Origin of the sequence: Enterococcus sp. 12C11_DIV0727 (genome assembly GCF_002148425.2) — a bacterium.
GTDB lineage: Bacteria > Bacillota > Bacilli > Lactobacillales > Enterococcaceae > Enterococcus_L > Enterococcus_L lemimoniae.
Window position 1 is genome coordinate 1,831,075 of sequence record NZ_CP147248.1, and the last position, 25,479, is coordinate 1,856,553.

The following is a 25,479-nucleotide window of genomic DNA, read 5'->3' on the forward strand; positions in this document are numbered from 1 at the left end:
GTGTCCTCTCTTTCTATTAATCAGTATCTTCTTTCACCAAATTGATGATTTGGTTGAATGCTTGTTCTGATTCTTCCTTAACATCTTTGATGCGTTTATAATAATTTTGGTATTCTTGTTCAGCACGTTCTAAGCGTTTTAAGACACCTGCTTTTTTCTTGGTTTCTTCATTGATTAGTTGTGCACGTTGATTTGCTTGATTGACGATTTCTTTTGCTTGTCTCTTCGCCTCTAATAAAACTTCACCGATATCTTCTTTCGTTAATTGTTGGTCGACATCGATCATTTTTTGTGCTAATTGACGTTTTGTTTCTTCTAATTCCTGACGGACTTTTGCCAACTCTTCATAAGCACCTGTGTCGGTTGGTGTATCAGATGCCATGATCACGATCCGGTCTTCTGAAAGTTTGTCGATTTCTTCTTGTTTCGCCAGTAGCTCTTGCTCATACTGTCTGATTTTGTTAGCAAAGCGCTCTGCTTTTTTACGGTTCAAATCAGTCTCATCAATCTGACGATTACTATCACGTAACAAGCTGTTGTATTTGCTTTTTACTTGTTCAAGTTCGGCCATACGAGCATCGTAATCTTTTGGTACGGCTTGTACCATCGATAATTCATTTTCCAATGAATCGTTTGTTTCACGAGCCGCTTCTAATTGATTTTGTAATTGAGTGTTCTCTCTCTTATTCTTGCGTAACTCTGCTTTTAATTCGCGAAGTTCACTTTGAAGTTGTTCATTTTCTTCTTGTAGTTCCTCTAACTCATCATCATCGATAACTTCATTGACAGGTGGTCTCTTTTTCTTTGGTTTTGGCTTTCTAGCTGGCGCAGGGACCGGTTTTTTCTTTTTACGTGAGAATAGTGAACGAGGTTCTTCTTCTTCATCATCGTCGTCATAGTCTTCGTCGTCATCATAATCTTCATCATCGTCGTAGTCTTCGTCGTCATCATAATCTTCATCATCGTCGTAGTCTTCGTCGTCATCATAATCTTCATCATCGTCGTAGTCTTCGTCGTCATCATAATCTTCATCATCATCGTCGTAGTCTTCGTCGTCATAATCTTCGTCATCATCGTACTCTTCATCGTCGTAATCTTCGTCATCATCGTACTCTTCATCGTCGTAATCTTCGTATTTTTTTCTTTTTTTACCTTTTCCAAAAATCTTTAGCATATGCTCACGTCCTTCTACAAAAATAGGGCTATCTCTTTTATTGATTATTTTTAGTGTACAATGGATCTTAAGTGAATTATTTGAACTGTCTATCTATGTATATAACTATAGTGACGAGTGCCGTAATTTTTTATTTATAAAAATAACCAACTTCACTTCTAGGTGTTTTTCAAATTACAATAACCTACTTGTTTGTCTAAGCATGACGAATAATTGTTATGTTCATTCTAGTAGACAAAAAATAGGGGTCTAAAACATACCTAGTTCCTTACATTTTATCAGATAACAAGCAAACAAACAAACTGAATTCACACTTTCGTTCCATTTTTGTGAAACTGAAATAGTCCTTTATTATTTTTCACAAAAAAATAGATTTATAAAAAAATTAATATATGTTTTTTTATAAATAGCTTCCGAAAAAACCAATTATTTTTTTTATTTAAACATTAAAAACTATCAATGATTTAAAAAGGTGAAACGTCTTTAACAAGCTAATCATTTTAGATTTTAAAGTACTTGACCTTCCCCTGAAATCATGATTGAATCCTTTGTAAAATGACCATTTCACCTCTCCCCCCTCTTTTTTTAGTAGATAAACGGAGCACTTCCTTCTAAAAGATTAAGTAACTATTAATTCTAAAACCAAATTCTAGCATTTGATAACCTAAACATTATATCTTTTTTATATAAGAAAACATCTTTTTTCATTTGTTATTGATTTCATTAAAAAATAGGAAAAACAACTAAGTATTTTTTTAGCAATTTATTACTTTTTTTGTGAGAATGATGAGTATTTACAAAAAATGAGCTCTCATTATTTAAAATTATGAATGATTTTACTGATTTTTGATGATAAATTTATAATTCTAAAGGAATCGTCTATTCTTATACTATTTTAAAGTTCACGTTTTATTATCAAGTTGACAGTCTGATTTAAAGTAGCAGTACCGTTATACTATTCAAAAAAGAGCGAAACAAAACTAAAAATCAGTTTTGTTTCACTCTTTTCTTGCTACTCTTTTGAAGGGATCAATAAACGTAAGCCATTCAGAATAACCAATAACGTACTTCCTTCATGTGCAATCACACCGATCGTAATATCCATTTTTCCAAGAATATTTAATGTAATCAAGAGAACTACAATGAAAATTGAGAAAATGATATTTTGCCAAACGACACGATCTAAACGTTTGGAGATTTTATGAGCGTAGCTGAATTTCGTTAAGTCATTTTGCATCAAAACAGCATCTGCTACATCAATGGCAATATCTGTTCCATCACCCATCGCAACACCGATATCCGCTGTTACTAAAGCTGGTGCATCATTGACTCCATCCCCTAACATCGCTACATTGCCAAAACGAGCTTGTTGGTCTTTAATGATTGCTGCTTTATTTTCCGGTAAAACATTCCCAACAACTTCATCGATTCCGATTTGACGTCCGACTGCCTGTCCAGTTAATTCGGCATCACCAGTAATCATCGTGGTATGAATTCCTTGAGCTTTCAAATAACTAATGACCGTTTTAGCATTTTCATTTGGTACATCCATCATTGCGATCAACCCAATCACTTCATTGTTCTTCGCAAAGTAGACCACTGTTTTTCCTTCTTTAGCGTATTGTTCATTATGAGCGTTGATTTGAGTTTTAACTAAGCTGAAAATTTCTGGTTTACCAATTTGATACGTATCTCCTTGATATTCAGTAACTAGTCCTTTACCGATTTCATTTTCGACGTTTAAGCTTAGTTCTGTACCTGCTTTGAATCTGTCTAAAATCGCATTTGCTAGCGGATGGTTCGCTGTTTTTTCCATCGCAACAATTAAATCGATACAGGTTTGTTCTGTCATTTGTGCCGTATCTGTTAAGAAATAGAAATCAGTGACAGATGGTTTCCCTTTCGTTAAAGTCCCCGTTTTATCAAAAGCGACTGATTTAATGGTCGCTAGATTTGCTAGATAAGAACCACCTTTGAATAAAACACCTCGTTTAGCTAGGTTGGAAATACCTGATAGTGTGGCTGGTACAGCACTGGCTGCCAGCGCACAAGGTGAAGCTGATATCAAGAACACCATACCGCGATAAAAGCTCTCGTTCCATGACCAATTAAATATAAATGGACCTGCTGCAATAAAAATTGGAACTAAAATCAAGACGATCGTTACATAATAAGGTTCTAATTTTTGGATTTTAGTAGCTGTTTTCGACAAATTTGATTGAGACTGATTGACTAATTGAAGAATTTTGGCAAAGACTGTATCACTGCTGTCTTTGGTCACTTCCATAGTAAATGTACCTGTTCCATTGATTGTACTACCGAAAACTTCGTCACCGACTGTTTTTTCTCGTGGAATACTTTCACCATTGATCGAAGACTCATCGATTGAGGTACGCCCTGATAGAATGACTCCATCAGTAGCAATTTGATCGCCATTCAAAACTTGTAGTTTATCACCGATTTTCAAAGTGCCGACATCAACTGTCTTCACGTTGCCATCCGCTTGGATCAAACGCGCTTCGGTCGGATTCATTTTAAGTAGATTGGTAATTTCTCTTTTACTACGACCTTCTGCATATTCTTCAAGGAAATGAGCTGCTGCAAATATAATGATCAGCAAAGCCCCCTCTTCATAATTTCCAATGATCGTCGCTCCGAAGGCTGCTAAGGTCATTAAGATATGAACGTTTGGAACAAATTTTCTTTGTTCTTTTGATTCACTGATCGTATCAACAATACCTTCTAAAATAATGTGATAACCTGATAATAGCATGGCGCTGACAAATAGAATATTTTGGAGCAGTGAGCCCTCAGTGATAAAAAATGCGATGATAAAGATTGCTAATCCTGTAAAAAATAAAACGACAGGAGATTTTCCATGACTGTGACTGTGTCCGTGACTGCCTTCATGATCATGATTGTGCTCATGGTCTTTTTCGCTTGAACAGCCATGATCGTGTGCTTTTGTTGTATCCATTTTATGTTTCCTCCTTTTTGGTTGTTTTCTGAAAAGATACACTTTTCTTTTCAAATGAATATCTGTTCATATATCACATACTCATAATACATGAGCGTATATTCATATGTCAAGTAAAAATATATATTTTTTTACATCTAAAAAAACTAGAGCAACGCCTATTCCGCGTTGCTCTAGTTTTGACTTTATTTTGCTTCTTCTACTTGAATATACTTGAAACTATAGGGTGAACCAAAGGCATGTTTCACCACACCACTGATCTGTTTGTTTTGCAGCAAAGCTGTTTGCTGTTGATAGATCGGCGCTATCGTATAATCTTCAGCAAGTAAAAGCTGTTCTGCCTGCAATAGATCCGACCATCTTTTTTCTTCATTCGCTGCATCTGTTTCAGAGGCTGCTTGAATCAATTGATCGTAGGTTGGATTTTTATAGTTCACATGGTTTAATCCCGATGTTGAAGCAAACATATCTAAAAACGTGCTGGCGTCTTTGAAATCTGGCATCCATTGACCAAACGCAATATCATAGTCACCGGCTAAATAGCGCTCCTGTAAGTTATTGCTTGGTAATGTGGTGATTTCAAATTTTATCCCCGGCAAAACTTCAGCTATTTGACTTGCTAAATATTCCGCTGTTTTTTTCTCTGTATCAGTGTCTTTACTCAAATAAACTAACGTGATATCGTCTTTGTTCAGCTCTTTTTTCGCTTCTGTATAAGCCTTTTGCGCCGCAGTTTTATCGAACGTTTGCTGAACGCCATTTTCTTTACGGAAATCTTCCCCTGTTTTCGGATTTTGCACAAAATGTTGTGGCACAAACCCTTCCGCTGCAATTGAACCATCGCCTAAGATGTTTTTGACAAAGGTCTCACGGTCAATGGCTAAAGCAATTGCTTTACGCAAGTTTTGGTTTGCCAATGGTTTCTCTGTTCCTTGATTAAAACGGAGGTACCCCATTTTTGTGTCGTTTTGATTTTGAAAATCTGGGTCGTTTTTATATTGTTTTGAGAATTCACCGTCTAATACTACACGGTCAAGTTCATCCGTTTGATATAAGTTAACAGCGGTACTAGTTGATTTTACAACCGTTGTTTGAATTTCATCGACTTTGACATTTTTATTATCCCAATAGTCAGGATTTTTAACGTACTGCCAAGTATCTGCGTTTTGTTCCCAGCCTTCTAAAACAAATGGGCCATTATACAGCGTGGTTTTAGCTGATGTTCCGTAATCACTGCCTTGTTTTTCGGCAAAGGCTTGGTTGATTGGGAAAAATGTTTCAAACGTCAACAGTGAAGTAAAGTAGGGAATCGGCTTGATCAACTGAATGACTAGTGTGTGCTCATCTGGTGCTTCTACGCCTAATTCTTCTGGCTTCATTTTCCCTTGGTAAATAGCATCAGCATTTTTGATTGAAGAAACAAACAGACTAGCATAGGACGGGGCAGTTTCTGGCGTGACTGCGCGTCTCCATGCATAAAGAAAATCAGCTGCTGTAACTGGTTTACCATTCGACCATTTTGCTTCTTCTCTTAAAGAAATCGTATAAGTTTGTTTGTCCTCACTGATTTTTGGTAAATCTTTGGCTACTGCCGGTATAGCTTCATCTTTTTCATTTAACTGATAAAGTCCTTCCAATACTTGATTTTGAGCGTTAAAGCTTGTAAAATCTTCTTCTTGTGTCGTATCTAATGTTAGTAATTCTGCTGGTTCAGTAAAATGGACGATTGCTTTTTTAGATTCACTTGATTCCGTTTTGCTCACTGAATTACACCCTGTTACAAAAAGTAAAAGTGCCAATGCACTGATTGCGAAAAACTTTTTCATCTTATTCCTCCTGATAAAAGACGTAAGAAACAACAGCATCTAAACAAAGATAACCTTTTCAACAACAGCTATTGCTGGATCTAGAGATTGCATGACTGGACAATTTTTCCCAATCAATTTAAGCGCTCGTTCAGCCTTACCTTGTGCTTCTTCAGCTACTTGAATTGAAAAAGTGATGTCAACACGGCTTAAAGGTTTCGCTTGTTTCTCTTCTGCTCGTTCATATGAAATTTCGACCTGCTTGATCGTGAAATTGATATGCGAATTGGTCAATATTTTTTCATAAACATATGCACCACATGCCGCAATCGATGCGACTAACATTTCAACTGGTGAAAAACCCAGTTCTTTTTTTAATAACCAATTTCCATTTTGATGCACTAATTCAAAGCCCTTTTCACTTGAAATCAATTCCATTTTCTCCACTCCTTTGCTTATTTGCTTCTCTATTTTATAGCGTTTTCTTTATCTTACTATGATAGTACAAAACCTAGCAAACTGATAATAGTTAAATAGTGGGTATGATAGCAAAAAGCTATCAATAAGATGAAGAAAAATAGATGAAACAAACGACTTAATCATTTTCTATATTTATGAAAATGACGAAGAAACACTTGTTTATCCGTCAGCTGACAGATAAAGTGACTCAATAGCTTGTGATGATGTTACGTGTTACCGTTATGTCTCACATAATTCTCATTTATCAAATTATGCACGTATCAACGGAAGGTATGATCATGCGTGAGATTAGGAAGGAAATCTAATTTCTGAAAGTAAATAGATTTCCAAAAAGGGGTGCTTTTGGGAATCGTATGTTTAAGAGGGTCTGACTCAAAATGCTTGGATCAGATTTTAAATATTCGCTTAACTAATGAATTCGGTTGAACAAATTAGGACAGATAAAACCTCTATTCTAAATTTATATTATTAGCGACTCTATTGAACAGCCAAAAATCGTGGGGAAGAGTGCAGAAAAAAGAAGTGTACAGAAAATGACTATTTTCTATACACTTCTTTTAAGCTAAATAATGAGTGATTTCCCTATCTGCCATTTATCGGGTCAAAAAAATCAGCATTTAAAAAGAAATTGACAGCTCACTATACAAAGAACCTAAAAACTTGAGGCTGGGACATAACTCTACGAGTTACATCCAAACCTCAAGGAATCCGAATAAACGGTGGGATCAGAAGCAACCCCTTCGGAAATAAGCTGAGATTCACAAAAATTTGAAAAGCAATTTTCGTGAATCTCCTCTTATTTCTCGGCGTTAAACACTTCTGTCCCAACCTCAAGTTCCTTATGTTGATTTTTATCAAATTAATAGGATCAAAATCAGGTTGACTTATTTTTTCGATTCAACGGTTACAGTAAAGTCATCCATAATGAAATCTTTAGCGGCGCCTGTTGTAAAAATACCAAATGTGGTATTTCCTGAAGCATCCCCAATTATTTCTGCTTCATAATGTTTGGTTTGACCATCTGCTACCGTAGAAGTCAACTTACCGATTGGTTTGAAGTCGTTATTGTTTTTAAATTCACCGTTAATCGTTCCGGCAGAAAAGACATTATCAGCATCTGTTTGATAATCGAATTGAACCGTATATTTCTTGTTAGGTTCAAATTTAATATTTTGCGGAGTCGTTTGAAGCATTAAGCCCGCACCTTGTTTGTGGGCTTTCAATGACCAGTTGCCTTCTAATACATCTGATACAAGATTCCCATTCCAGCCATATTGTGTGTAAGATTCATTTCTTTCTGACAAATGAATCCGTGGATCTTCTACACCACCAGCTGAACCTTTAACAAACGGATATAAACCGACTGCTTGTGTGTCTTCAAAATCTTGCTTAATTACTGTTTGTTTGTCTAGGTTCATGATATCGGTTTGACGCTCAACAATCCGTAAATCATCAAATTTTGTAACGGAATTGCCTTTGTCAACCGCTAACGTAACCGACCCTTTTTTGGCATTATCTGGAATTTCGAAATCAATTCGCATATTCTGCATATACTGCGGATTTTTTCTACTTGTGTGGTTAATATCTGCCTGAATATAGTTTTGGGCAACTGAATCATCAACTGTCCGCGTATATTTTTTACCACCAATTTTAACAGTTACTGTGGCTTTTCGATCATGTGTTTCTGTGTTTAGATACAAACTATATTTTCCTGGTTTAGGAATATTAACATCTTGTTTGATTTCTGTTCTTTCTTTTTCTGAACTAAAGACATAATCACCGTTTGCATCTTTCACAACCACGCCATCGCCTCGGAAAACTTTCCAGTTATTTTTCAAGGTATTGGCTTCATTAAATCCAGGATCTTTAAATGGTGTTCCTGTTCCAAACGTCATCGGTTCAATACTATCAGGTTCAGCAATCACATACGGCGTATCGGCCTCTGCTTGGATGGTGACTTGGTTATTCGTAGTTGCAATTGCGCCTTTATCGATACGACCTTGATCAGTTAATTCATATAAATGTAAATTCGCTTTCCCTTGCATTTTATTATCTAATGACCAAGTGCTGGTGCCACCTTTTGGATTCCAATGATACAGTTTGTCTTGACCATTGACATTCCAAGGTAATAGATACGCATCGCCTTTTAGCACTTCTGTATCATTTAAAGTAATACTTCTTGGTGAATTGGCATCTGCTTGAGTAATGGTAACTTTTTCAGCACCGTTCGCCAATTTAATTGTGCCATAGATTTGACCATCCTCCGCTGTTGTTGTTTCCCAGTTGGTAATTTGATAGTGTTGTAAGAATTTAGTTGGTACATTAATTGCAAAAGTTTTTTGGCGATAGGTATTAAAATTGGTTTTACCAACCCACCCTTCATACGCTTCAAATTCGGCACCGCCTAATAATGGGTTGTCGGAAATAACCCAAGTATCTTTTTGGTGATTACGAATAAAGCGAACGATCGTACTGTTAAATCCTTTCGTAGTTGTACCACCATAATCTTTTTCTGCAGACCAATGGTTCCAAACTGAATCATACTCTAAAGAACTTGGAAATTCATTGGTTGTAAACCAACCTAGAGAATTAATTTCTTTACTTAGTTGACGACTCGCCCAACCTGATTCGCCTTGATTCCCCCAGACATCGACATAAATGTAATCTAGATTTGGTGCTTTTTGTTTTAATTCTTTAAAGCGATCATAACGACGACCACTCAATGCATCTGGTCTTTGTTTAATAAAGTAGGATGGGTCCAACCAATCCCAGCCACGTTTCGTCGGATCAACTAATTCTTCATTAAATGCTTTTGCTTCTGGATAAGATTCTGTGTCATTAATATGCACACCGAAAACTGCATTTAATTTATGGCCTTCATCAATTAATTGATTCAACGCTTGTTCCCCACCAGGTCGCTGACCAATAGCGCCGTAATCTGGATGTGCAGAATCGTGCCCTTCATTTTGATACCCTTTCAGTAAATTCATTTGTCCCAATCCATCTGTTAAATTGTAAATGCGTTTTGATTCGTCTAACGTCACCAAAAATGGATTTGTAGCCTGACTGGCAAAGTTAAAAGGAATACGTTGATTGACTAACTCAGGTACTTTTTCAGCACCAATTGGATTATTCATAATCGAACGAAAACCAATCGCCGCATCTTGCCAATCCACTTGATTGTCGTCGTTTCTATCTTTCGAGAATTTAACTTTCACTTCTGGCGTTTCTCCAGTCGTGTAATCCTCTGGCGCATCAAATGGTCGGTAAGTCCATGCACCACTTGACAAAGTTGTTACATAACCAGACTCCGATTCTTTTGTTTGTTTATGGATTCGATTGTTGTCGCTACCATCGACAGACCCATCTCCATAAGCGTTTGTCCAGAAACTTGCAGCATAGTTCGCTGTGTTTAAGAAACCATACATATATTTTTTCGTTTCTTCTTGACTTGCCGTAGTTAAATCTTGAATGGTATCACCATTTTTATTTCCATTATTTGCGTTTGTCCCAGTATTCATCACGACACCAGCAAATGTCGCCCCTTCATCCGTACTATTAACAGAAATCAAGCCATGATTTGGAATAGAAATTGTGTGTATTTTTGTTCCTTCTTCACGAATATCTGATAGTTTCATAGCCAATTCTTGTCCATCTGAAACGGTTAATGTCGTCGTAAAACGCAGACCAATTTCTGGTACTGCAACGTCATAAACTGCTTGATTCGCTTCACTCTTTTGTTTTTTAGCAGTAGCTTTATACGCTTTACCATCAATCATCACTTGGTCACTTTTCTTGTGCTGTCCATGAAAAATCACTTGATTATCCTGAGGGTCTTCGTAGCGAATAATTCGTGGAAATTGTGGATCAACCACTGCTGTTAAATCTGCAGAAGAGATTTTGTCACCTTGTTCTGCTTCATTGTCTTTAGCAACAACAACGCTGGCTTGTGCTTTCATGCTTGTGCTTTCCACAGTGCCATCAACTTCAAAAGTCCCTGGTTCTTTGTATGCATCAGGATTGATGTCGTCCCAACTTACTGCTTCATGGGTTTCTTTGCCTGTGTTATAGGTCACTTTAACTTGTTTAGGTAATTTTGGTGCAACACCAGTTTTTGTAAAAACTTTGACTGGAGCAATTTGCGTCACTTCTGGCACAATTTCTGGAATACTATCTACGGGTCCATTTTTCAAATAGTCATAATTGACAATTTTTTTGTCATACCATAAGCGGACACCCATATGTCCGGCTTCTGTTGGAATCTTCGCACCATTTGCCAAAACGGGTTCTCCTTCGTAAATCAACGTGGTATTTAGCCAGATAGTAATTTTTTCACCGACATAGCGCACTTTTAACAAATAACTTGTATCCTCATTCAACGTTGGTCCAGAAATCGAATCATTCCATGAATTAGGACTTTCAACCAACCATTTTCCGTTATCATTATAGCCTACAAAGACCCAGCTATCTTTGGCATTACCGCGAATAATCACACCGGTCCGACCACTTCCAGCAGTGTATTTAAATCTCGTTTCTACTTCACCATCAGCTAATTTAGGTGAATCTAGATTTAAGGATACGGCATTATTACCTGCTGCAGCATCTCGTGAAATCGCCAATGACTTTCCAGCTAATTCCCTATTTATTTTGCCAATCACGTCTTGCCACTCCCCGATTTTCCCCCCTGGAAAATTAGATTGCCACAATTTCTCTTCTGTTGCGGCAGGTTCAACCATCGATGTTGTCATTTCAGTGCTACTGCTTGTTGTTTCTTCTGCAGATGTACTTAATGGTATTAAAATCGTTGCGCTTGCCAATAGTGTCAATATACTAAATCGTTTCACTTTTCCATGTTTCATCAGATAAATCGGCCCCCTAACATTTTTTCGAACGCGCTTTCAATCGTAACGATCAAAGGGGGCGTTCAAAAAATAAATTCTTTTATTTTTTGAATGCCCGTCTCTAGACCATTCTCTTAAAAAAATTTGATAAATTGTGACTACAAATCAGAATTATTCATCTTCATCATCTACTGAGGCATTTAGCAGCAACTCGTTAACTTTCACAATACTTTCCGCTGATTCCTTGACATAATCACCTTCTATTGCTAATAAATTCGCATTAACATAGCTGATAACCATCGGTAAATTCATCCCAGTATATAAGTCAAACGAAGCACCTTGCATAATTTTTTTTGATAAAATATTACAAGGTGTTCCCCCTAATAGATCAGCAAAGACAACAAAATTCTCTAACGATTCCGTAATCGCTTCAAATTTTTCTAAAAAGTTGGTTTCTCCTTCTTCTGGTAATAAAGTAACTGTGGTAATTGTTTCTTGCGGTCCCATAATCATTTCTGCACTTTTTTTTAATTCTTCACAAAAACGACCATGACTTACTAAAACTAACTGTTCACTCATCGATTTTCTCCTGTTTTATTTATTTTGAAATAACACCTACGGCAGAGAATGCGACACAGACAATTAATACAATAAAAATTGCTTTAGTAGACGTCATATTCTTTTTACCTAACATCCAATAAACGCCACCGACAATCCCTGCAGGAAGTAGACGTGGTAAAATCATATCCAAGTTATTTTGCATGTTAAGTGTTACATCCCCAATACTTGGTGCCCACGAAAATTTCACATTAACCATAGTTGCCACTAAAGCTCCAACCATGAAGACACCCAGTAAAGTTGCCGCATCTGTTAAGGCAGTTAAACGATGTTGCATGGTTGTTACTAAAGAAATTCCTTCTCGATACGCAAATTCCAATTGTTTCCAACGGAAGACCATGACAGCAATTTGTGCAACAATCCAGATAAAGATTCCGGTTGGGTTACCGTTGATTGCCATATTGGCAGCTAAGGCTCCAAAAATTGTTGGAATTAACGCCGCAAAAATTGAATCCCCAATTGCCGCAAATGGTCCCATTAAACCAGTTTTCAAACCTGAAACTGTTTGTTTTCCATCAATTCCTTCTTTTTCTTCAATAGCCAAATCGATCCCTGTGATAATCGTATTAAAGAAGTTTGATGTATTGAAAAATTGCGTGTGTGTGTTCATAACTTCTTTTAATTCAGGCGTATCATCCCCATACATTTTACGTAATTGCGGCAAAATCGTGTACAAGTAACCTGATCCTTGCATCCTTTCGTAGTTCCAACCTAATTGGAAAGTAAGCAAGCTTCTGCGATTAATTTGTTTAAAATCTTCTTTCGTCAATTTATAATTAGATTTCGTCATCTTCAATCTCTCCTTCGTCTGAATTATTCGCTGCATTTTCTTTTTTGGCTACTGGTCCACTCGGAATCATTTGACCATTTTTGTAGCTAATTGCGGCTAAAGCGAAACCAATTAAAGCAACTGCTAACATTGGGAGTGCGTTAAATACACCACTGAAGTCTTTCACAACGCTAGCAACAGATGTTCCTAAAAGTTGCATGTTTGTAAAGATTGTTCCTAGTAAAGCCGTTACAGTGAAACCAAGAATTAAATAAGGGAAATGTTTTTTCACTGGTAAGTAACGTAGTAAAATCGCAAAACCAACAGCTGGTAAGACTGCCCCTGCAACAGACAAACCATCACCTAACCATTTTAAATCGCCATTTAAGACAGATACGACTTTTTCTACTAAGCCACCACCAAAAGCAAGTGCTAAGAAGACAGGAATCATCCGAGAAAGAGACCATGGTAACGCTCCCATTAAGAAGTTACGTTCAATCCCTTTATAGTTCATATCTTCGACCATTTTATCAATCCGATGTGCAAAGTACGTATTCGCAAAACGAGCCAAAATATCTAATTGAATCATTAAACTAGCAACTGGTACTGCAATAGCAGCAATTGCTTGTTCTGGATTCATTCCTAAAGAAATGGAAAATGCTGTGGCAAGGATAGTTCCTGAGTTGGCATCAATTTTTGAAGCACCTCCGAAAGTCCCAACTCCCAAAACGGTTAATTGCATACTTCCACCAATAATAAGTCCTGCTTTAATATCCCCCATCACTAATCCTGCAAATAGACCTGCAAACACTGGCGCACTTAATGAAGAATAAATTTGTAATTCATCTAAAATTTGGTATCCTGCGTATAATGTTAATAATAAGATCTGCCACCATAAGATATTCATTTTTTGTTCCCTCCTATTTTGTTATCAAACTCATAAAGTCTTCAGCTTTGTCACTTGGCACCATTTGGGCAGTCAAATGCACGCCTTTATTATTTAACTCTTTAAAGACCTCAATGTCTTGATCTACCACATTAATCGACTTGGTAATCGACCGTGTTTCGTTTGTTTGAGACATGTTACCAACATTGATTTCTTTAATTGGTGCTCCAAGTTCTACTAGTTTTAATAAACGATCTGGCTTACGCACCACGATTAGTAAACGTTGTGAATCATATTTTCCTGCTAAAATATTTTGAGCAGCCTTTTCAACTGGTAGCACGCTTAATTTCACGCCAGCAGGTGTCGCTAATTTTAACCCATTTTTTTCAATTGCATTCCCTGCAACCTCATCATCAACGACCATAATTCTGGAAATATTCAATTTTGTCGTCCATAAATTTGCTACTTGTCCATGAATCAAACGTCCATCAACTCTTACGCCAATAATACTCATTGTAATCCCTCTTTCATTTCTTTATATAGCGGTTCTTTTACTAACTGAATTTCTGGTTGGTATGTTCCTTCTGTTTCAAAAATGACGATCTCATTTTTTCCTTCTTTTAATAATCCTTTTGGAATATATAAGGAAAGCGTTGGGCCAACATTCCAGAAACGACCAAGATTGGTTTGGTTAACAAAAACAATCCCTTTGCCGAATTTAGAAACATCAATAAATGTATCTTTGACTTCTGCTAACTCTACATGATATTGGTAAAAGCTCGGTTGATCAGGTTGCCATTCTTTTGAGTAATCCACCTGTTCACAGCTTGTCATGGGTAAACAATACTGCTGCCATTGAGTAATAAAATGTAAATCCGCCATCACGCCCGTTCGAATCCCTTTTTTCTGAGTATCTGCAAATAGTTTATGTCCGTAATTGACGCGACCCATATTTTCCATTAAAACATCGATTTGATTATTCTCTTGCGGAAGTGTAACGTAAATTTCTTCGCCTATTTCCGTTTGATATTGCGTTGCTTGAAGTGTCTGATTGACAAATAATTGTAGACGATCACGACCATCAATCACTCTTAACTTTTCTTTTGCGGCATCTTTTTCAATGCTTGTTCGGTAAAGAAGATAGTCGGTATTTTGTCCTAGTTGTTCCATTGTTTGCGGATAAACGCTGATCACTGGCTGACTAATAGTTTCTAAGGTTGCAAACAAATTCACTTTGTTTGTTAAAGGAATTGACTTTTGCTCAAAAGATTCTTTAACTAGTGGCTCAGCTTGTGGCAATGTGGGATATTCCTCGTGAAGCATTTTTTGTAACGCAAAATACTTTTCTGTTGGATTCCCTTGTTCATCAAGTGGTGCATCATAGTCATAGGAAGTGATTTGTGGTAAATCAATTGTTCCTCGTGCGGAGCAACCATTCATAAAGCCAAAATTAGTCCCACCATGAAACATATACAAGTTGATGCTGCCTAATGCTAACGCTTCTCTAACCGATTCAGCCAGTTCTTGCGGATCTCGTTTAATAATTGGCTCTTTCCAACGATTAAACCAGCCATCCCAAAATTCCATACACATTAACGGCCATTTTTTGCCATGTTCTTCAAAAAATGCTTGCATCAGCCCAAAATTCTCTTTGGCTTTTGAGCCAAAATTCCCTGTTACTAAAATATCATCTTCAATCATGCTGCCTGCTCGCAAGGTTGCGCGCCATGGCCCATCAGAAGTGAAGAATGGCGCTGTTACTCCACACGCAATCATCAAATCACGAACCGCCCGTAAATAAGCTTTTTCTTCGCCGAATGAACCGTATTCGTTTTCGATTTGAATCATTAGAATATTGCCACCGTTAGCAAGTTGATGAGGAACAATTTTTTCCATTAAAACATCATAATACTCTGCAACATGTTTCAGATACGTCGGATCATTCGAACGCATCCGTCCAGATTCATTCAATAGCCATGCTGGAAAACCGCCAAATTCCCATTCTGCACAAATATAAGGAGAAGGCCGAACAATCGCATATAACCCAAGGTCCTGTGCTAATTTAAAAAAACTCTCCAAATCTAATATTCCCTCAAAATGAAACGCACCTTTTTGCGGTTCATGCAAATTCCATGGTACATATGTCTCAACTGTATTGAAGCCCAAAGCTTTCAAGTTATAAAGTGAATGATACCAATCTGAGGGATCTACACGAAAATAATGAATGGCTCCTGATAAAATTTTAAAAGGTTGATCGTTTAAAAAAAACTCCTCTTTAATTTCAAATCTGTCCACATTTCCACCCTTCCTAGCAAACGCTTTCAATCGTTGGATAATTGCTAAATAAAGAGGTATCTTTATTTAGCAATTTCGACTACTTGTATGTTCATAATATGTTCGTTCACGTTATCTACGTTCACATGCCCTGTCATTCTTTCTTGGGCATTGGCCATTCCAGCAGCCATTCCCCATTTTAATAGTTCAGAGGCTGATAAATTCTTGGCCAGGCCATATGCGAAACCAGCAATGGTTGCATCTCCTGAACCAACAGGGTTCGTTGCTTGAATCGTCGGAATTTTTACACGGTAAAACTGATCGTGATGTTTTGCAATTGCCCCTTCTTTTCCTAAAGACACTACAATCCATTCAATTCCAACAAACATTGGGTTTGTTAAGGCCTTTTGCACAGCTGTTAATGGACTTTCTGAAAAGTTTTGCTCTAGCAATCCTTCGAGTTCCTCTAAGTTGGGTTTAATTAGATACGGTTTCCATGGCCCTTGAAGAACTTGCCTTAAACTTTCACCAGACGTATCTAGCAACACTTTAACCTCTTGTATTTGTGCTTTTTGAACTAATTCTTGATAAAAATATTGTGGTAATCCTTTGGCTAAACTTCCAGAAATTGTGACAATTTCTGCTCGCTTAATTAATTGATCGAAGTTTTCAAGGAAGGCGGTTATTTCTTCTTTGGAAACAATCGGCCCAGCTTCTAAAATTTCAGTTTGATTGCCCTCATGCAAAATAGCAATCGAATCACGCGTTTCTTCTTTGATCGATGTAAATGCTTGGGGGATGTTTGCTTTCTTTAATTCGCTAGCAATAAAAGCCCCATGAAAACCACCGAGAACGCCGGTAGCTGTAACATCTCCTCCTAGATCATGAATGACACGAGTGACATTTAATCCTTTACCACCAGGTGTTTTCGTTACCTGACTGGTCCGGTTAACGGTATCAAGGTTTAGATGGTCTAATAGATAGGAGATGTCAATTGACGGATTCATCGTTACTGTTACTATCACAGCTATGCCTCCCAATTACCCTTCGTTTACTTGAACTTTCGCATGCCAAGAGCTGGCTGTTGCTGCGATGACTTCATTTAAGCTTTCAATATTTTCTCTTCCTTCTGTTTTCAACCAATCACAGGCTGCGGTTTCACCTGCTTCAACAAAAGGTTTCACCCCATTTTTCCATGTTGCACGGCCACATAAAACACCATTAAATGTTGAACCTGCTTCTTTAGCAAAACGTAATGTTTCTTGGAATAAAGCAGTTGAAACACCGGCACTTAAAAAGATAAATGGTAAATGAGTGGTTTGACTTTGTTCTAAGAAATAATTAGCCGCTTTCTCTTTTGTATATGCTGTTTCACCAGTCGCAAAACCTTCTACATAATTCATATTGACTGGTACTTCCACTTTCAATACATCTACTTTATATTGTGGTTTGGAAAATTCTTTCATCATTTCATTCACTTTATGTGGTTTAACTTTTGCATATTCCAAAGAAATAGCATCTGCTATCTGCGCATCATAAGAAACTAATTCCAAGTAAAATGGTAGGTCTTCTCCTGCACATTCACTACCTAAGCGTTCAATAAACACGTGTTTTTGATGATTAATTTCTGGATCCTCATCCACGTCATAGTATAGTAGAAACTTAATAGCATCTGCGCCTTCTTCTTTCAAGCGTAGAACAGACCAGTCTGCTAGTAAATCGGGCAATCGTCCAGGAGTAGTTGCATCGTATCCTGTCTTTTCATAAGCGAGCAACAACCCCGACTCAGTATCACGTGCTTTAGCAGCAGGCAACCCATATTCTGGATCTAATAAAATTGCTGAAGCATACGGTGTCATTTCTTTTGAGACTAATTCTTTAAACGTTTCAATTTGTGCATCAGTTGGCTCTATATCTAGCGCTTTAATCATTTTTTTCAACGCACCTCGTTGATCAATTGCTAACGCGCTAATGATTCCTTCATGCGTTGATAAACTATCCATTGCCGCTTTTTTTCCAGCTGTTAACGTAAGCATAGTTTCTTCTCCAAATGTCGTATCATTTATAGTCATAAATCGTTACTCCTTTAACCACACGATTCACTGTACCTGTCGGTGAAGGGGTATCCGGTTTATTTCCCACCTTAATAGATGTTAATAGTGCGACTGTTTGTGCTACCATGATATCTGCTAATGCTAAATAGCCATCTGGTAATAAAGCTGTTTCCGCTGAATATTCAATGGTTGAACCTGAGAAATTACGTTTTCCAGGTTGGGCAATCGCAAAGACGCCAGCTGCTATTTCGTCACTGTGAACTTCTTCTAAAATGTCCAAATCATAATCTCTTGTGTAAGGCGCATTATTAACAAAGCCAAACATAATGGTTTTTTCATTAATAAATGATTTCGGACCATGACGGAAGCCCATTGATGAGTCAAAAATTGTTGCAACTTTTCCTGCCGTTAATTCTAAAATTTTCAGTTGAGCTTCTCTTGCCAAACCAGTTAAACTTCCAGAACCAACATAAACAATTCGCTCAAAACCAAGATTAGCAATTTTGTTCAACTCTTCTTCACGGGATAAAACTTCTTCACCCAATTCCATCAAAACGCTTACATATTCTTGTTTTTGTTCGAAGGCTGTTTGATCAAAGAGTAATAACGTGCCCAAGGTCATGCAAGAAAAACTACCAGTCATCGCAAAACCACCATCATTTGAACGTGTCGGCATTAAGAATAAAAAGCTATTATCTTCTTTTTGACTCCGTTGTGCCAACTGTCCTTCTTCTGCACAAGTAATGGCTAAATGATGAATCGTCTCAACTACTTGATTTGCTACTTCCACTGCAGTTAAGCTTTCCGGACTATTCCCGCTTCTAGCAAGCGAAACTAACAACGTTGGTTCTTCTTTAATCAGATAATCTTCTGGTTTGGCAACAATATCTGTTGTCCCAATACTTTCAAATGTAAACGCCTGTGTGTCCCCATGTGCTCGTAAATAAGGAACAACGGTATCACCTACATATTGGGAAGTCCCTGCTCCTGTAAAAATCACTCTTGTACGTTTTCCTTCTGCTTTGGCATGGACTTCTTTTAAAAAGTTTTCCAAAATGGCTTGATTTTTACGATAAAGTGTCACGGTTTCTTGCCAAAGCTCTGGTTGCTGACGAATTTCACGGGTAGTATTTTCCGCTCCTAGCTGTTCTAGTTCTTCTTTTTCTGCTGTAAACATACTTAACTCTCCTAACTATTCCGAATATGGCGTATCTGATAATGAAACTGATCTGCTCGTGCCACACTCAATGTAAATTCAATAATTTCATTTTTCATGTTATACGTCTGTCGTGCTAAATGAAGTACTGGTGCTCCTTCTGGAATCATCAATAGTTTCGCATCTTCTTTCGAAGCAATACTCGCGTATAACTCTTCATCTGCTAAACGAATGGTTTGATTAAAATCTTCCGAAAACAGGTCATATAATGGTTTGCTACGCAATAATTGATCCGTGAGTGATAAGAAAAATTTCACTGGCAAATAAGTGTCTTCTACCATTAAAGGCTCTCTATCAGCAATCCGTAATCGACTTAATTTAAATACTGCTTCTCCTAACGAAAGGTTAAGATGCTGACAAATAAATTTATCCGCTTCCAATTTTTCAAACGATAAGATACGAGTGTGTGGTTTTCGACCAAGACTCTTCATTTGTTCTGTAAAACTATATGCGCCAGCTAAATCAGCAGCCTCTTTTTTTATATCTGAAACAAATGTTCCTTTGCCATGTCGACGATAGATGGAACCTCTATTTTCTAGTTCTTGTAGCGCTAACCGGACCGTCGTCCGACTGACCCCATATTGTGCAGTTAATTCACGTTCAGAGGGCAACTTGTCATGAGGAATCATGACTGTTTCGATTCGTTCCTGCAGTAAATCAACAAGTTGATGATACAAAGCTTTGTTTTTAAAGGCATTTTCCATAAGTTTCTCCTTTATTTTAACTGGTTATAACCACAAGCCAATATTACGGTGGTTTTTTTTCGTTTGTCAATAAAAAGGAATAAGAAATATTTCCATATCTATTTATCTTTGTCATAACAACATTTATAGACCATGACACTTTTAAAAAAAATAACTTTTTTTAATTTAGAAACCATTTTTTTTAAAAAACTCCCTTAAATGTAATACCAGTTAGCTCATTTATATTCTGAGTTGTAATAGTAATTGCAACAATGAGCCCATCAAAATTTTCTAGTAAAATGAGTTTAGATTAGCAAACTACTAGGATTGATTTTGATGGGTTCACATAAAAAACTTAAATGAGATACTCGAAAGCTTATAGTGACGGTGTTTTATGACAACATGAGTATTCAGGAAATAGGCGATAAAATGGGGGTTAGCCATCCAACAATTTATCTTAAGTTGCAACGAGTTCCTTAAAAGCGGAATTCTCCGTATGAATCATAGGTGATAAAACCCACTATTCCGTCTACAGACCAGCCAATGCCGATTGTAACCTCGAAACAACCATTGTCACCTTGCTTAACTACTGGTTTCCGAAGAACGGCTTCTATCTTGGCCATCTCTTACCTCTTTTTTTCTTTCCCAAAAACCATCAATAAAAAGAGAGCTAAGCAAAACTCAAGATCAGTTTTGTCCAGCTCTCTAACTTCGAATAAACAGCGAGGAAAAAGCAGCTCCTCCTTATTACGAGTCGATATTACACAGTGCCTACTACACTACGTTTCGATCTCTGAAGACACTTAGAATTGAAGGACTTGGTTCTTGGATTTAGACACTTTTATTTTGGCCTCTTCTAGGTTATTTAAAAAGATTTATTCAATCGATTGTCCTCTTCATTTGTATCTTGAATGATCGAATCAATGTATTCTTTCAAAAACTTGCTATTCTCTGCGATGATCTGATAGCCTTTTTCTTGCTTAAATTTTTCAACTTCTTCCTCTGAACTGTAATCATTTCCAGAGAAGAAGCGGATGTTTACTGTTCCTACAAACTCAGCCGCTATATCCATTTGTGCTTCATTCGTCATACCACTATCGATTAGTTGAGCATAGGCTAGCCGTTTGCCATCTTCCATAAAAATATTTTTGATATATTCTTGGTAGTTTCTAACTTGCGGGGTTGTGATATTTTTTTCTCGTGCCCATGTATCTACATCATTTTCTTTCTTTTGATACTCGAATGAATCTTTACTCAATTTGACTATACCATAGCTTTGCGGTGTGATCGAAAATGAACCAGAGACAATTTCAGTCAAGCGGTCATTCTCGACTGTTTCTGTCATGATATCTTGTGCATGTATGTGTCCTGAAAAGACAACGGGTACTTGATATTCTGCCAAGAGTTGTTTGAACTCGTCCGCATTATTAAGGACAAAGCCACTGGATAATAATTTGTTATGGGCATAGATATTATGATGTAAAAAGACAAGCGTTTTTTTATTCGTTTGCTTTGCTTCTGCTAATTGTTGCTTGACCCAACTCATCGTTTTGCCACGAATCGTTCCCCCTGTTGCAGGTCTTGTTTGAGGTTGGTTATCGTCAGGATAAATATTAGAATCAAGAAACAGAAAATTATACGTTGGATTCACGGCTACAGAATAACTCAATGAGTGTTTATCATAACTCGTTGCATTTTGATAGCCATTTTCTGCAAATATTTCTTTAAAATCAGCTATTGATATGGCTTCTGTTTTCTCTTGTTTAGCGCCAACGAATTTTCTCGCCCATCCATCATTGATATCATGATTGCCCGGGATGACAAAAGCGTTGATCCCTTTATTCGTTAATTGTTTAAGTAATTCTGCCAGTTTTTCTGCGCTAGCTTTTTCCCCATTTAAGGTCAAATCACCAGTAATAATCAGCATATCTGGTTGTTGTTCTATCGCTTTGTCGATAAATGCTTGCCAGCTTTCTTCTTGATAATCCAACTCTTTACCTGCTGCAGTCTGCTTGATATTTTGATAGGCAGTACCCGAATCAGTCAAACTTTTATCGAGATAATGCGGATCACTCACGACCCAAAATTCAACAGTTTCTTTTTCCATTAATGGTTTCACTGTTTTTTCTTTACTCTCACCAAAATAATTTAAAGCAAGCGCAATCACAACGACAGCACCGATAATCAAGCCTATTACTTTTTTCATGGTTCCATTCCCCATTCTAATTCATTCCACTCTATTCTATGCTTTTCTAGGCAAAAAAGCTCTCACCGTATCTATTTTACTAAAATACGATGAGAGATGCTGTTATTTTTTTATATTTCGGCTCCATTTGTCTGGATCAAGTGTTTATACCATTCAAAAGAATCTTTTTTAATGCGTTTTAGTGAACCGTTCCCTTGATTGTCACGATCCACATAAATAAAACCATAACGTTTCCGCATTTCCCCAGTGGTGAATGAAATAGGATCAATACAGCCCCAAACAGTGTAACCTAACACATCTACACCATCTATCTCAATGGCTTTTTTCATTTCTTTGATATGTTGATTAAGAAAGTCGATTCGTTCCACATCATGGATTTGATCTTCTACCAGTTTATCTGCATACCCAAATCCATTTTCCACGATAAAAATTGGACGTTCATAACGATTACTTAAAAGATTTAAATAGTGGCGCAATCCAGCCGGATCGATCGACCACCCCCACTCTGTCATGCTTACATAAGGATTTTCTACAAGAGAGCTGTCTCCAAGTAAGTCGTCTTCTAAACGTACGGCTTCCGGACGTGTTGAGATCGTATTACTTAAATAGTAGCTGATACCGATATAATCAACCGTTCCAGCTTTTAGTAATTGTAAATCTTCCTCAGTGATAGCCATTTGATAGCCATTTCTTTCCCACTCTTTGATTGCCCAGCGAGGGTAGTTACCTCTAACTTGGACATCGGTGAAAAACAGTTGTTTTTCATCTTCTTGTTGGGCAGCGATAATATCTTCTGGATCACTCGTCAACGGATAGTTTGGTGTTGCGGCTAACATACAGCCAATTTGGAAATCAGGATTGATTTTCTTTCCTTCAGCAACCGTTATCGCTCCTGCTACAAATTGATAATGTGCAGCTTGATACATCGTTTTTAATTTGTCTTCGCCTTCTTGATAAAGAATACCTGAGTTGGTAAATGAGTAAATCGGATTTTCTAAGATTCGTTGGTTATTGATTTCATTGAACGTCATCCAGTATTTTACTTTATCTTTATAACGCTCCATCACAGTCACAGCAAATGTAGTGAAAAAGCCGACCAATTCGCGGCTACGCCAACCACCATAGTGCTTAACTAGATGATATGGCATCTCAAAGTGAGACAACGTAATCACAGGTTCGATTCCGTATTTCAATAACTCATCAAATAAATCATCATAAAAGGCTAACCCTGCTTCATTCGGTTCTTGTTCATCCCCATTTGGAAAAATTCTTGTCCAAGCAATACTGGTTCTTAAACATTTAAAGCCCATTTCTGCAAAGAGTTGGACATCTTCTTTATAATTTCCATAAAAATCGATCGCATCATGGTTAGGATAAAACTTTCCTTCAATAATTCCGTCAGTAATTTCTCTAGCATGATCTTTTGATCCCGCCGTCATTACATCTGCAATACTGATTCCTTTGCCACCTTGATTAAAACCGCCTTCTACTTGATGAGCCGCAACTGCGCCGCCCCATAGGAAATCGTTTCTCATTGACCGTCAGCCTCCTTGCTCGTTCCAACAACAAATAATTTTGTTTCTGGCGTCACTTTATCGCTATCATTGATAATATTCAATGATTCCATACTTGGTGCGTCTGTTAAAATAACTGGCGATGTCATCGCATAACCTGCTTGCTCGATCTTTTCACGATCGAAAACTAATAATGTTTGGCCACGTGTGATCGTATCTCCCATTGCAACTTTGGTTTCAAAATGTTCGCCATTTAAGTTCACTGTATTAATTCCGATATGGATCAATAACTCGCTACCGCCAGTTGATTTTAACCCAATCGCATGTTTTGATGGGAAAATAGCGACAACTATTCCATCGAATGGTGCCACAACTTTATCAGAAGTCGGGATAATAGCCACACCTTTCCCAGCAATTTCACTAGAAAACACATCATCATCTACTTCTTTCAAAGGAATCACAGTCCCTGCAAGCGGCGCATAAACAGTTGTTTCTGGATGCTCTTGTACCGCTGTTACTGTTTCTTGAAAATCATCTTCTCCTTGATCAGTTTCAGGCAAGAAATCAGTCATTTCGTCTTCTTTAACACCGAAGAAATACGTTAATACAGCTCCTGCAATCAAAGCAGAACCGACACCAATGAAATAGCCGATTTTTGGTGTATAAACTGGAATAGAGAAAATATTATGGAATACATAGGCATTCATGGTCACACCTGTCACACCACAAATTGCACCACCAATCGCACCTGAAATCGCAACGATCGGTAATAAGCGTTTATATCTTAAAATCAAACCATATACAATTGGTTCTGTTACACCTGCAAATAAACCTGTCAACGCCAATGGTCCAGCTAAAGCTTTCATTTTAGAATGTTTTTTAGATTTTAAATAGAAGCCAATTGCGATCCCGATTTGTGCAAATACAGCAGCAACTGCCATACCTTCGATTGGATCGCCACCCATCACCGTCAAGTTTTCCAGTGTGATTGGTGAAAAGCCCCAATGCAAACCAAACATAACCATAAATGGCATTCCGCCACCTAAAACGATCCCTGAAAGCAACGCACTTTTACCGATCAACCACATTACCCCTTGGGATAACGCATCGCCGATAACAGTTCCAAATGGGCCGAAAAGCAATGCTGTCAATGGAACCATGATCATTAAGCTAAACATTGGAACAGCGAATAATTGAAGGTCTCTAAAAATAATTTTACGTAAGAATTTATCCACGAATGAATAAATGAAAATCGCTACAAAAATCGGGAAAATCGTTGTTGCGTAATCGACAACATTTAAATTGATTCCTAGAAAATCAAGCTTTTCCTGACCAATCATTCCAGTAAATGACGGTTCCAGCAAGGCCGCACCAATTACACCACCAACATACATATTCCCACCGATTTTTTTCGTTAATGTGATCCCTAGAAAAACAGGTAAGAAATAAAAGATTGCATTACTTGCCGCACTTAGGACCATATAAGTTGAACTAGTATCAGCTAATAATTTCATTTCAACTAAAATCGTCAAAACTGCTTTGATCATTCCAGATCCAGCCATTGCTGGAATCAGCGGTGAAAAGGCCCCAGAAATCACTTCGAACACATAATTGAAGCTTAGTTTCTTCTCTGTTTTAGGTGCATTTTCGTTTAAATCAGCGAGCGACTGAATCGCCGCATAATAATCTGGGACTTTACTACCGATCACGACTTGATATTGTCCACCGCTATTCACAACTGACATCACATAGGGCAACTTCTCTAATGATTCTTTGTCCGCTTTTTTCGTATTTTTCAAGCTAAATCTTAAACGTGTCGCACAATGAACTAAACTATTGATATTCGACTTGCCGCCGACAAGTTCAATGATTTTTTTACTTTCTTCTTCATAACGCATGATAGTAATTCCTCTCTTTGATTCGTTTTTCAGAAAAAATGACCCAAGAAGAAACACTTATAGACTAAGTGTTTTTCTTAGGTC

18 protein-coding genes are annotated in these 25,479 nt (G+C 37.4%); all 18 read right to left on the bottom strand.

What is annotated here, in order from left to right; genetic code table 11:
* Positions 1–16: 16 nt before the first annotated feature.
* Positions 17–1,174: a hypothetical protein gene (locus tag A5866_RS08780; protein WP_086443763.1), complete on the bottom strand. Its 1,158-nt coding sequence runs from the start codon at positions 1,172–1,174 to the stop codon at positions 17–19.
* A 1,012-nt stretch (positions 1,175–2,186) separates the two neighbouring features.
* A complete protein-coding gene (locus A5866_RS08785) occupies positions 2,187–4,151 on the bottom strand; it encodes a heavy metal translocating P-type ATPase (RefSeq protein WP_086443762.1) in 1,965 nt (654 codons plus the stop codon).
* A gap of 185 nt (positions 4,152–4,336) precedes the next feature.
* Positions 4,337–5,977: a peptide ABC transporter substrate-binding protein gene (locus A5866_RS08790; RefSeq protein WP_086443761.1), complete on the bottom strand. Its 1,641-nt coding sequence runs from the start codon at positions 5,975–5,977 to the stop codon at positions 4,337–4,339.
* 39 nt (positions 5,978–6,016) lie between these two features.
* Positions 6,017–6,394, bottom strand: a complete 378-nt coding sequence (locus A5866_RS08795) for an OsmC family protein (protein ID WP_086278304.1) — start codon at positions 6,392–6,394, stop codon at positions 6,017–6,019.
* 926 nt (positions 6,395–7,320) lie between these two features.
* The gene (locus A5866_RS08800) at positions 7,321–11,295 is read right to left on the bottom strand and encodes an endo-alpha-N-acetylgalactosaminidase family protein (protein ID WP_086443760.1); all 3,975 of its coding nucleotides are present in this window, start codon (positions 11,293–11,295) and stop codon (positions 7,321–7,323) included.
* A 153-nt stretch (positions 11,296–11,448) separates the two neighbouring features.
* Positions 11,449–11,856 (bottom strand): PTS sugar transporter subunit IIA, encoded by a 408-nt coding sequence (locus tag A5866_RS08805; RefSeq protein WP_086443759.1) that lies wholly within the window; start codon positions 11,854–11,856, stop codon positions 11,449–11,451.
* A 19-nt stretch (positions 11,857–11,875) separates the two neighbouring features.
* On the bottom strand, positions 11,876–12,685 hold the full coding sequence (locus tag A5866_RS08810) for a PTS system mannose/fructose/sorbose family transporter subunit IID (RefSeq protein WP_086443758.1): 810 nt from the start codon (positions 12,683–12,685) through the stop codon (positions 11,876–11,878).
* Entirely contained in the window at positions 12,672–13,571 is a 900-nt protein-coding gene (locus A5866_RS08815; protein WP_086278296.1) for a PTS mannose/fructose/sorbose/N-acetylgalactosamine transporter subunit IIC, read from the bottom strand. The genes A5866_RS08810 and A5866_RS08815 overlap by 14 nt, the downstream gene beginning before the upstream one ends.
* A 13-nt stretch (positions 13,572–13,584) precedes the next feature.
* Positions 13,585–14,064, bottom strand: coding sequence for a PTS system mannose/fructose/N-acetylgalactosamine-transporter subunit IIB (locus A5866_RS08820; protein ID WP_086443757.1), 480 nt, complete (start codon positions 14,062–14,064; stop codon positions 13,585–13,587).
* Positions 14,061–15,875 carry a glycoside hydrolase family 35 protein gene (locus tag A5866_RS08825; protein ID WP_176332524.1) on the bottom strand — a complete coding sequence of 605 codons (1,815 nt, stop codon included), beginning with the start codon at positions 15,873–15,875 and terminating at the stop codon, positions 14,061–14,063. Before A5866_RS08825 ends, A5866_RS08820 begins: the two co-directional genes overlap by 4 nt.
* Positions 15,876–15,907: 32 nt before the next feature.
* Positions 15,908–16,849 (bottom strand): hexose kinase, encoded by a 942-nt coding sequence (locus A5866_RS08830; RefSeq protein ID WP_086443755.1) that lies wholly within the window; start codon positions 16,847–16,849, stop codon positions 15,908–15,910.
* A 15-nt stretch (positions 16,850–16,864) separates the two neighbouring features.
* A complete protein-coding gene (gene lacD / locus A5866_RS08835; protein WP_086445499.1) occupies positions 16,865–17,860 on the bottom strand; it encodes a tagatose-bisphosphate aldolase in 996 nt (331 codons plus the stop codon).
* A gap of 22 nt (positions 17,861–17,882) precedes the next feature.
* Positions 17,883–19,055, bottom strand: a complete 1,173-nt coding sequence (locus A5866_RS08840; protein ID WP_086443754.1) for an SIS domain-containing protein — start codon at positions 19,053–19,055, stop codon at positions 17,883–17,885.
* Positions 19,056–19,066: 11 nt separating this feature from the next.
* Positions 19,067–19,798, bottom strand: coding sequence for a GntR family transcriptional regulator (locus A5866_RS08845; RefSeq protein WP_086278287.1), 732 nt, complete (start codon positions 19,796–19,798; stop codon positions 19,067–19,069).
* A 455-nt stretch (positions 19,799–20,253) separates the two neighbouring features.
* The gene (locus A5866_RS08850) at positions 20,254–20,400 is read right to left on the bottom strand and encodes a hypothetical protein (RefSeq protein ID WP_176332522.1); all 147 of its coding nucleotides are present in this window, start codon (positions 20,398–20,400) and stop codon (positions 20,254–20,256) included.
* Positions 20,401–20,642: 242 nt separating this feature from the next.
* Positions 20,643–21,983: a metallophosphoesterase gene (locus A5866_RS08855; protein WP_176332521.1), complete on the bottom strand. Its 1,341-nt coding sequence runs from the start codon at positions 21,981–21,983 to the stop codon at positions 20,643–20,645.
* Between the two features lie 110 nt (positions 21,984–22,093).
* Positions 22,094–23,518, bottom strand: a complete 1,425-nt coding sequence (locus tag A5866_RS08860; protein ID WP_086443752.1) for a 6-phospho-beta-glucosidase — start codon at positions 23,516–23,518, stop codon at positions 22,094–22,096.
* A complete protein-coding gene (locus A5866_RS08865; RefSeq protein WP_086443751.1) occupies positions 23,515–25,395 on the bottom strand; it encodes a beta-glucoside-specific PTS transporter subunit IIABC in 1,881 nt (626 codons plus the stop codon). The genes A5866_RS08860 and A5866_RS08865 overlap by 4 nt, the downstream gene beginning before the upstream one ends.
* Between the last annotated feature and the right edge of the window lie 84 nt (positions 25,396–25,479).

Coding starts and splice junctions, on each gene's coding strand:
- A5866_RS08780 (WP_086443763.1), bottom strand. CDS start 1,174: ATGCTAAAGATTTTTGGAAAAGGTAAAAAAAGAAAAAAATACGAAGAT.
- A5866_RS08805 (WP_086443759.1), bottom strand. CDS start 11,856: ATGAGTGAACAGTTAGTTTTAGTAAGTCATGGTCGTTTTTGTGAAGAA.
- A5866_RS08865 (WP_086443751.1), bottom strand. CDS start 25,395: ATGCGTTATGAAGAAGAAAGTAAAAAAATCATTGAACTTGTCGGCGGC.
- A5866_RS08795 (WP_086278304.1), bottom strand. CDS start 6,394: ATGGAATTGATTTCAAGTGAAAAGGGCTTTGAATTAGTGCATCAAAAT.
- A5866_RS08810 (WP_086443758.1), bottom strand. CDS start 12,685: ATGACGAAATCTAATTATAAATTGACGAAAGAAGATTTTAAACAAATT.
- A5866_RS08800 (WP_086443760.1), bottom strand. CDS start 11,295: ATGAAACATGGAAAAGTGAAACGATTTAGTATATTGACACTATTGGCA.
- A5866_RS08790 (WP_086443761.1), bottom strand. CDS start 5,977: ATGAAAAAGTTTTTCGCAATCAGTGCATTGGCACTTTTACTTTTTGTA.
- A5866_RS08855 (WP_176332521.1), bottom strand. CDS start 21,983: ATGAAAAAAGTAATAGGCTTGATTATCGGTGCTGTCGTTGTGATTGCG.
- A5866_RS08820 (WP_086443757.1), bottom strand. CDS start 14,064: ATGAGTATTATTGGCGTAAGAGTTGATGGACGTTTGATTCATGGACAA.
- A5866_RS08860 (WP_086443752.1), bottom strand. CDS start 23,518: ATGAGAAACGATTTCCTATGGGGCGGCGCAGTTGCGGCTCATCAAGTA.
- A5866_RS08815 (WP_086278296.1), bottom strand. CDS start 13,571: ATGAATATCTTATGGTGGCAGATCTTATTATTAACATTATACGCAGGA.
- A5866_RS08785 (WP_086443762.1), bottom strand. CDS start 4,151: ATGGATACAACAAAAGCACACGATCATGGCTGTTCAAGCGAAAAAGAC.
- A5866_RS08840 (WP_086443754.1), bottom strand. CDS start 19,055: ATGTTTACAGCAGAAAAAGAAGAACTAGAACAGCTAGGAGCGGAAAAT.
- lacD (WP_086445499.1), bottom strand. CDS start 17,860: ATGCTTACGTTAACAGCTGGAAAAAAAGCGGCAATGGATAGTTTATCA.
- A5866_RS08845 (WP_086278287.1), bottom strand. CDS start 19,798: ATGGAAAATGCCTTTAAAAACAAAGCTTTGTATCATCAACTTGTTGAT.
- A5866_RS08850 (WP_176332522.1), bottom strand. CDS start 20,400: ATGGCCAAGATAGAAGCCGTTCTTCGGAAACCAGTAGTTAAGCAAGGT.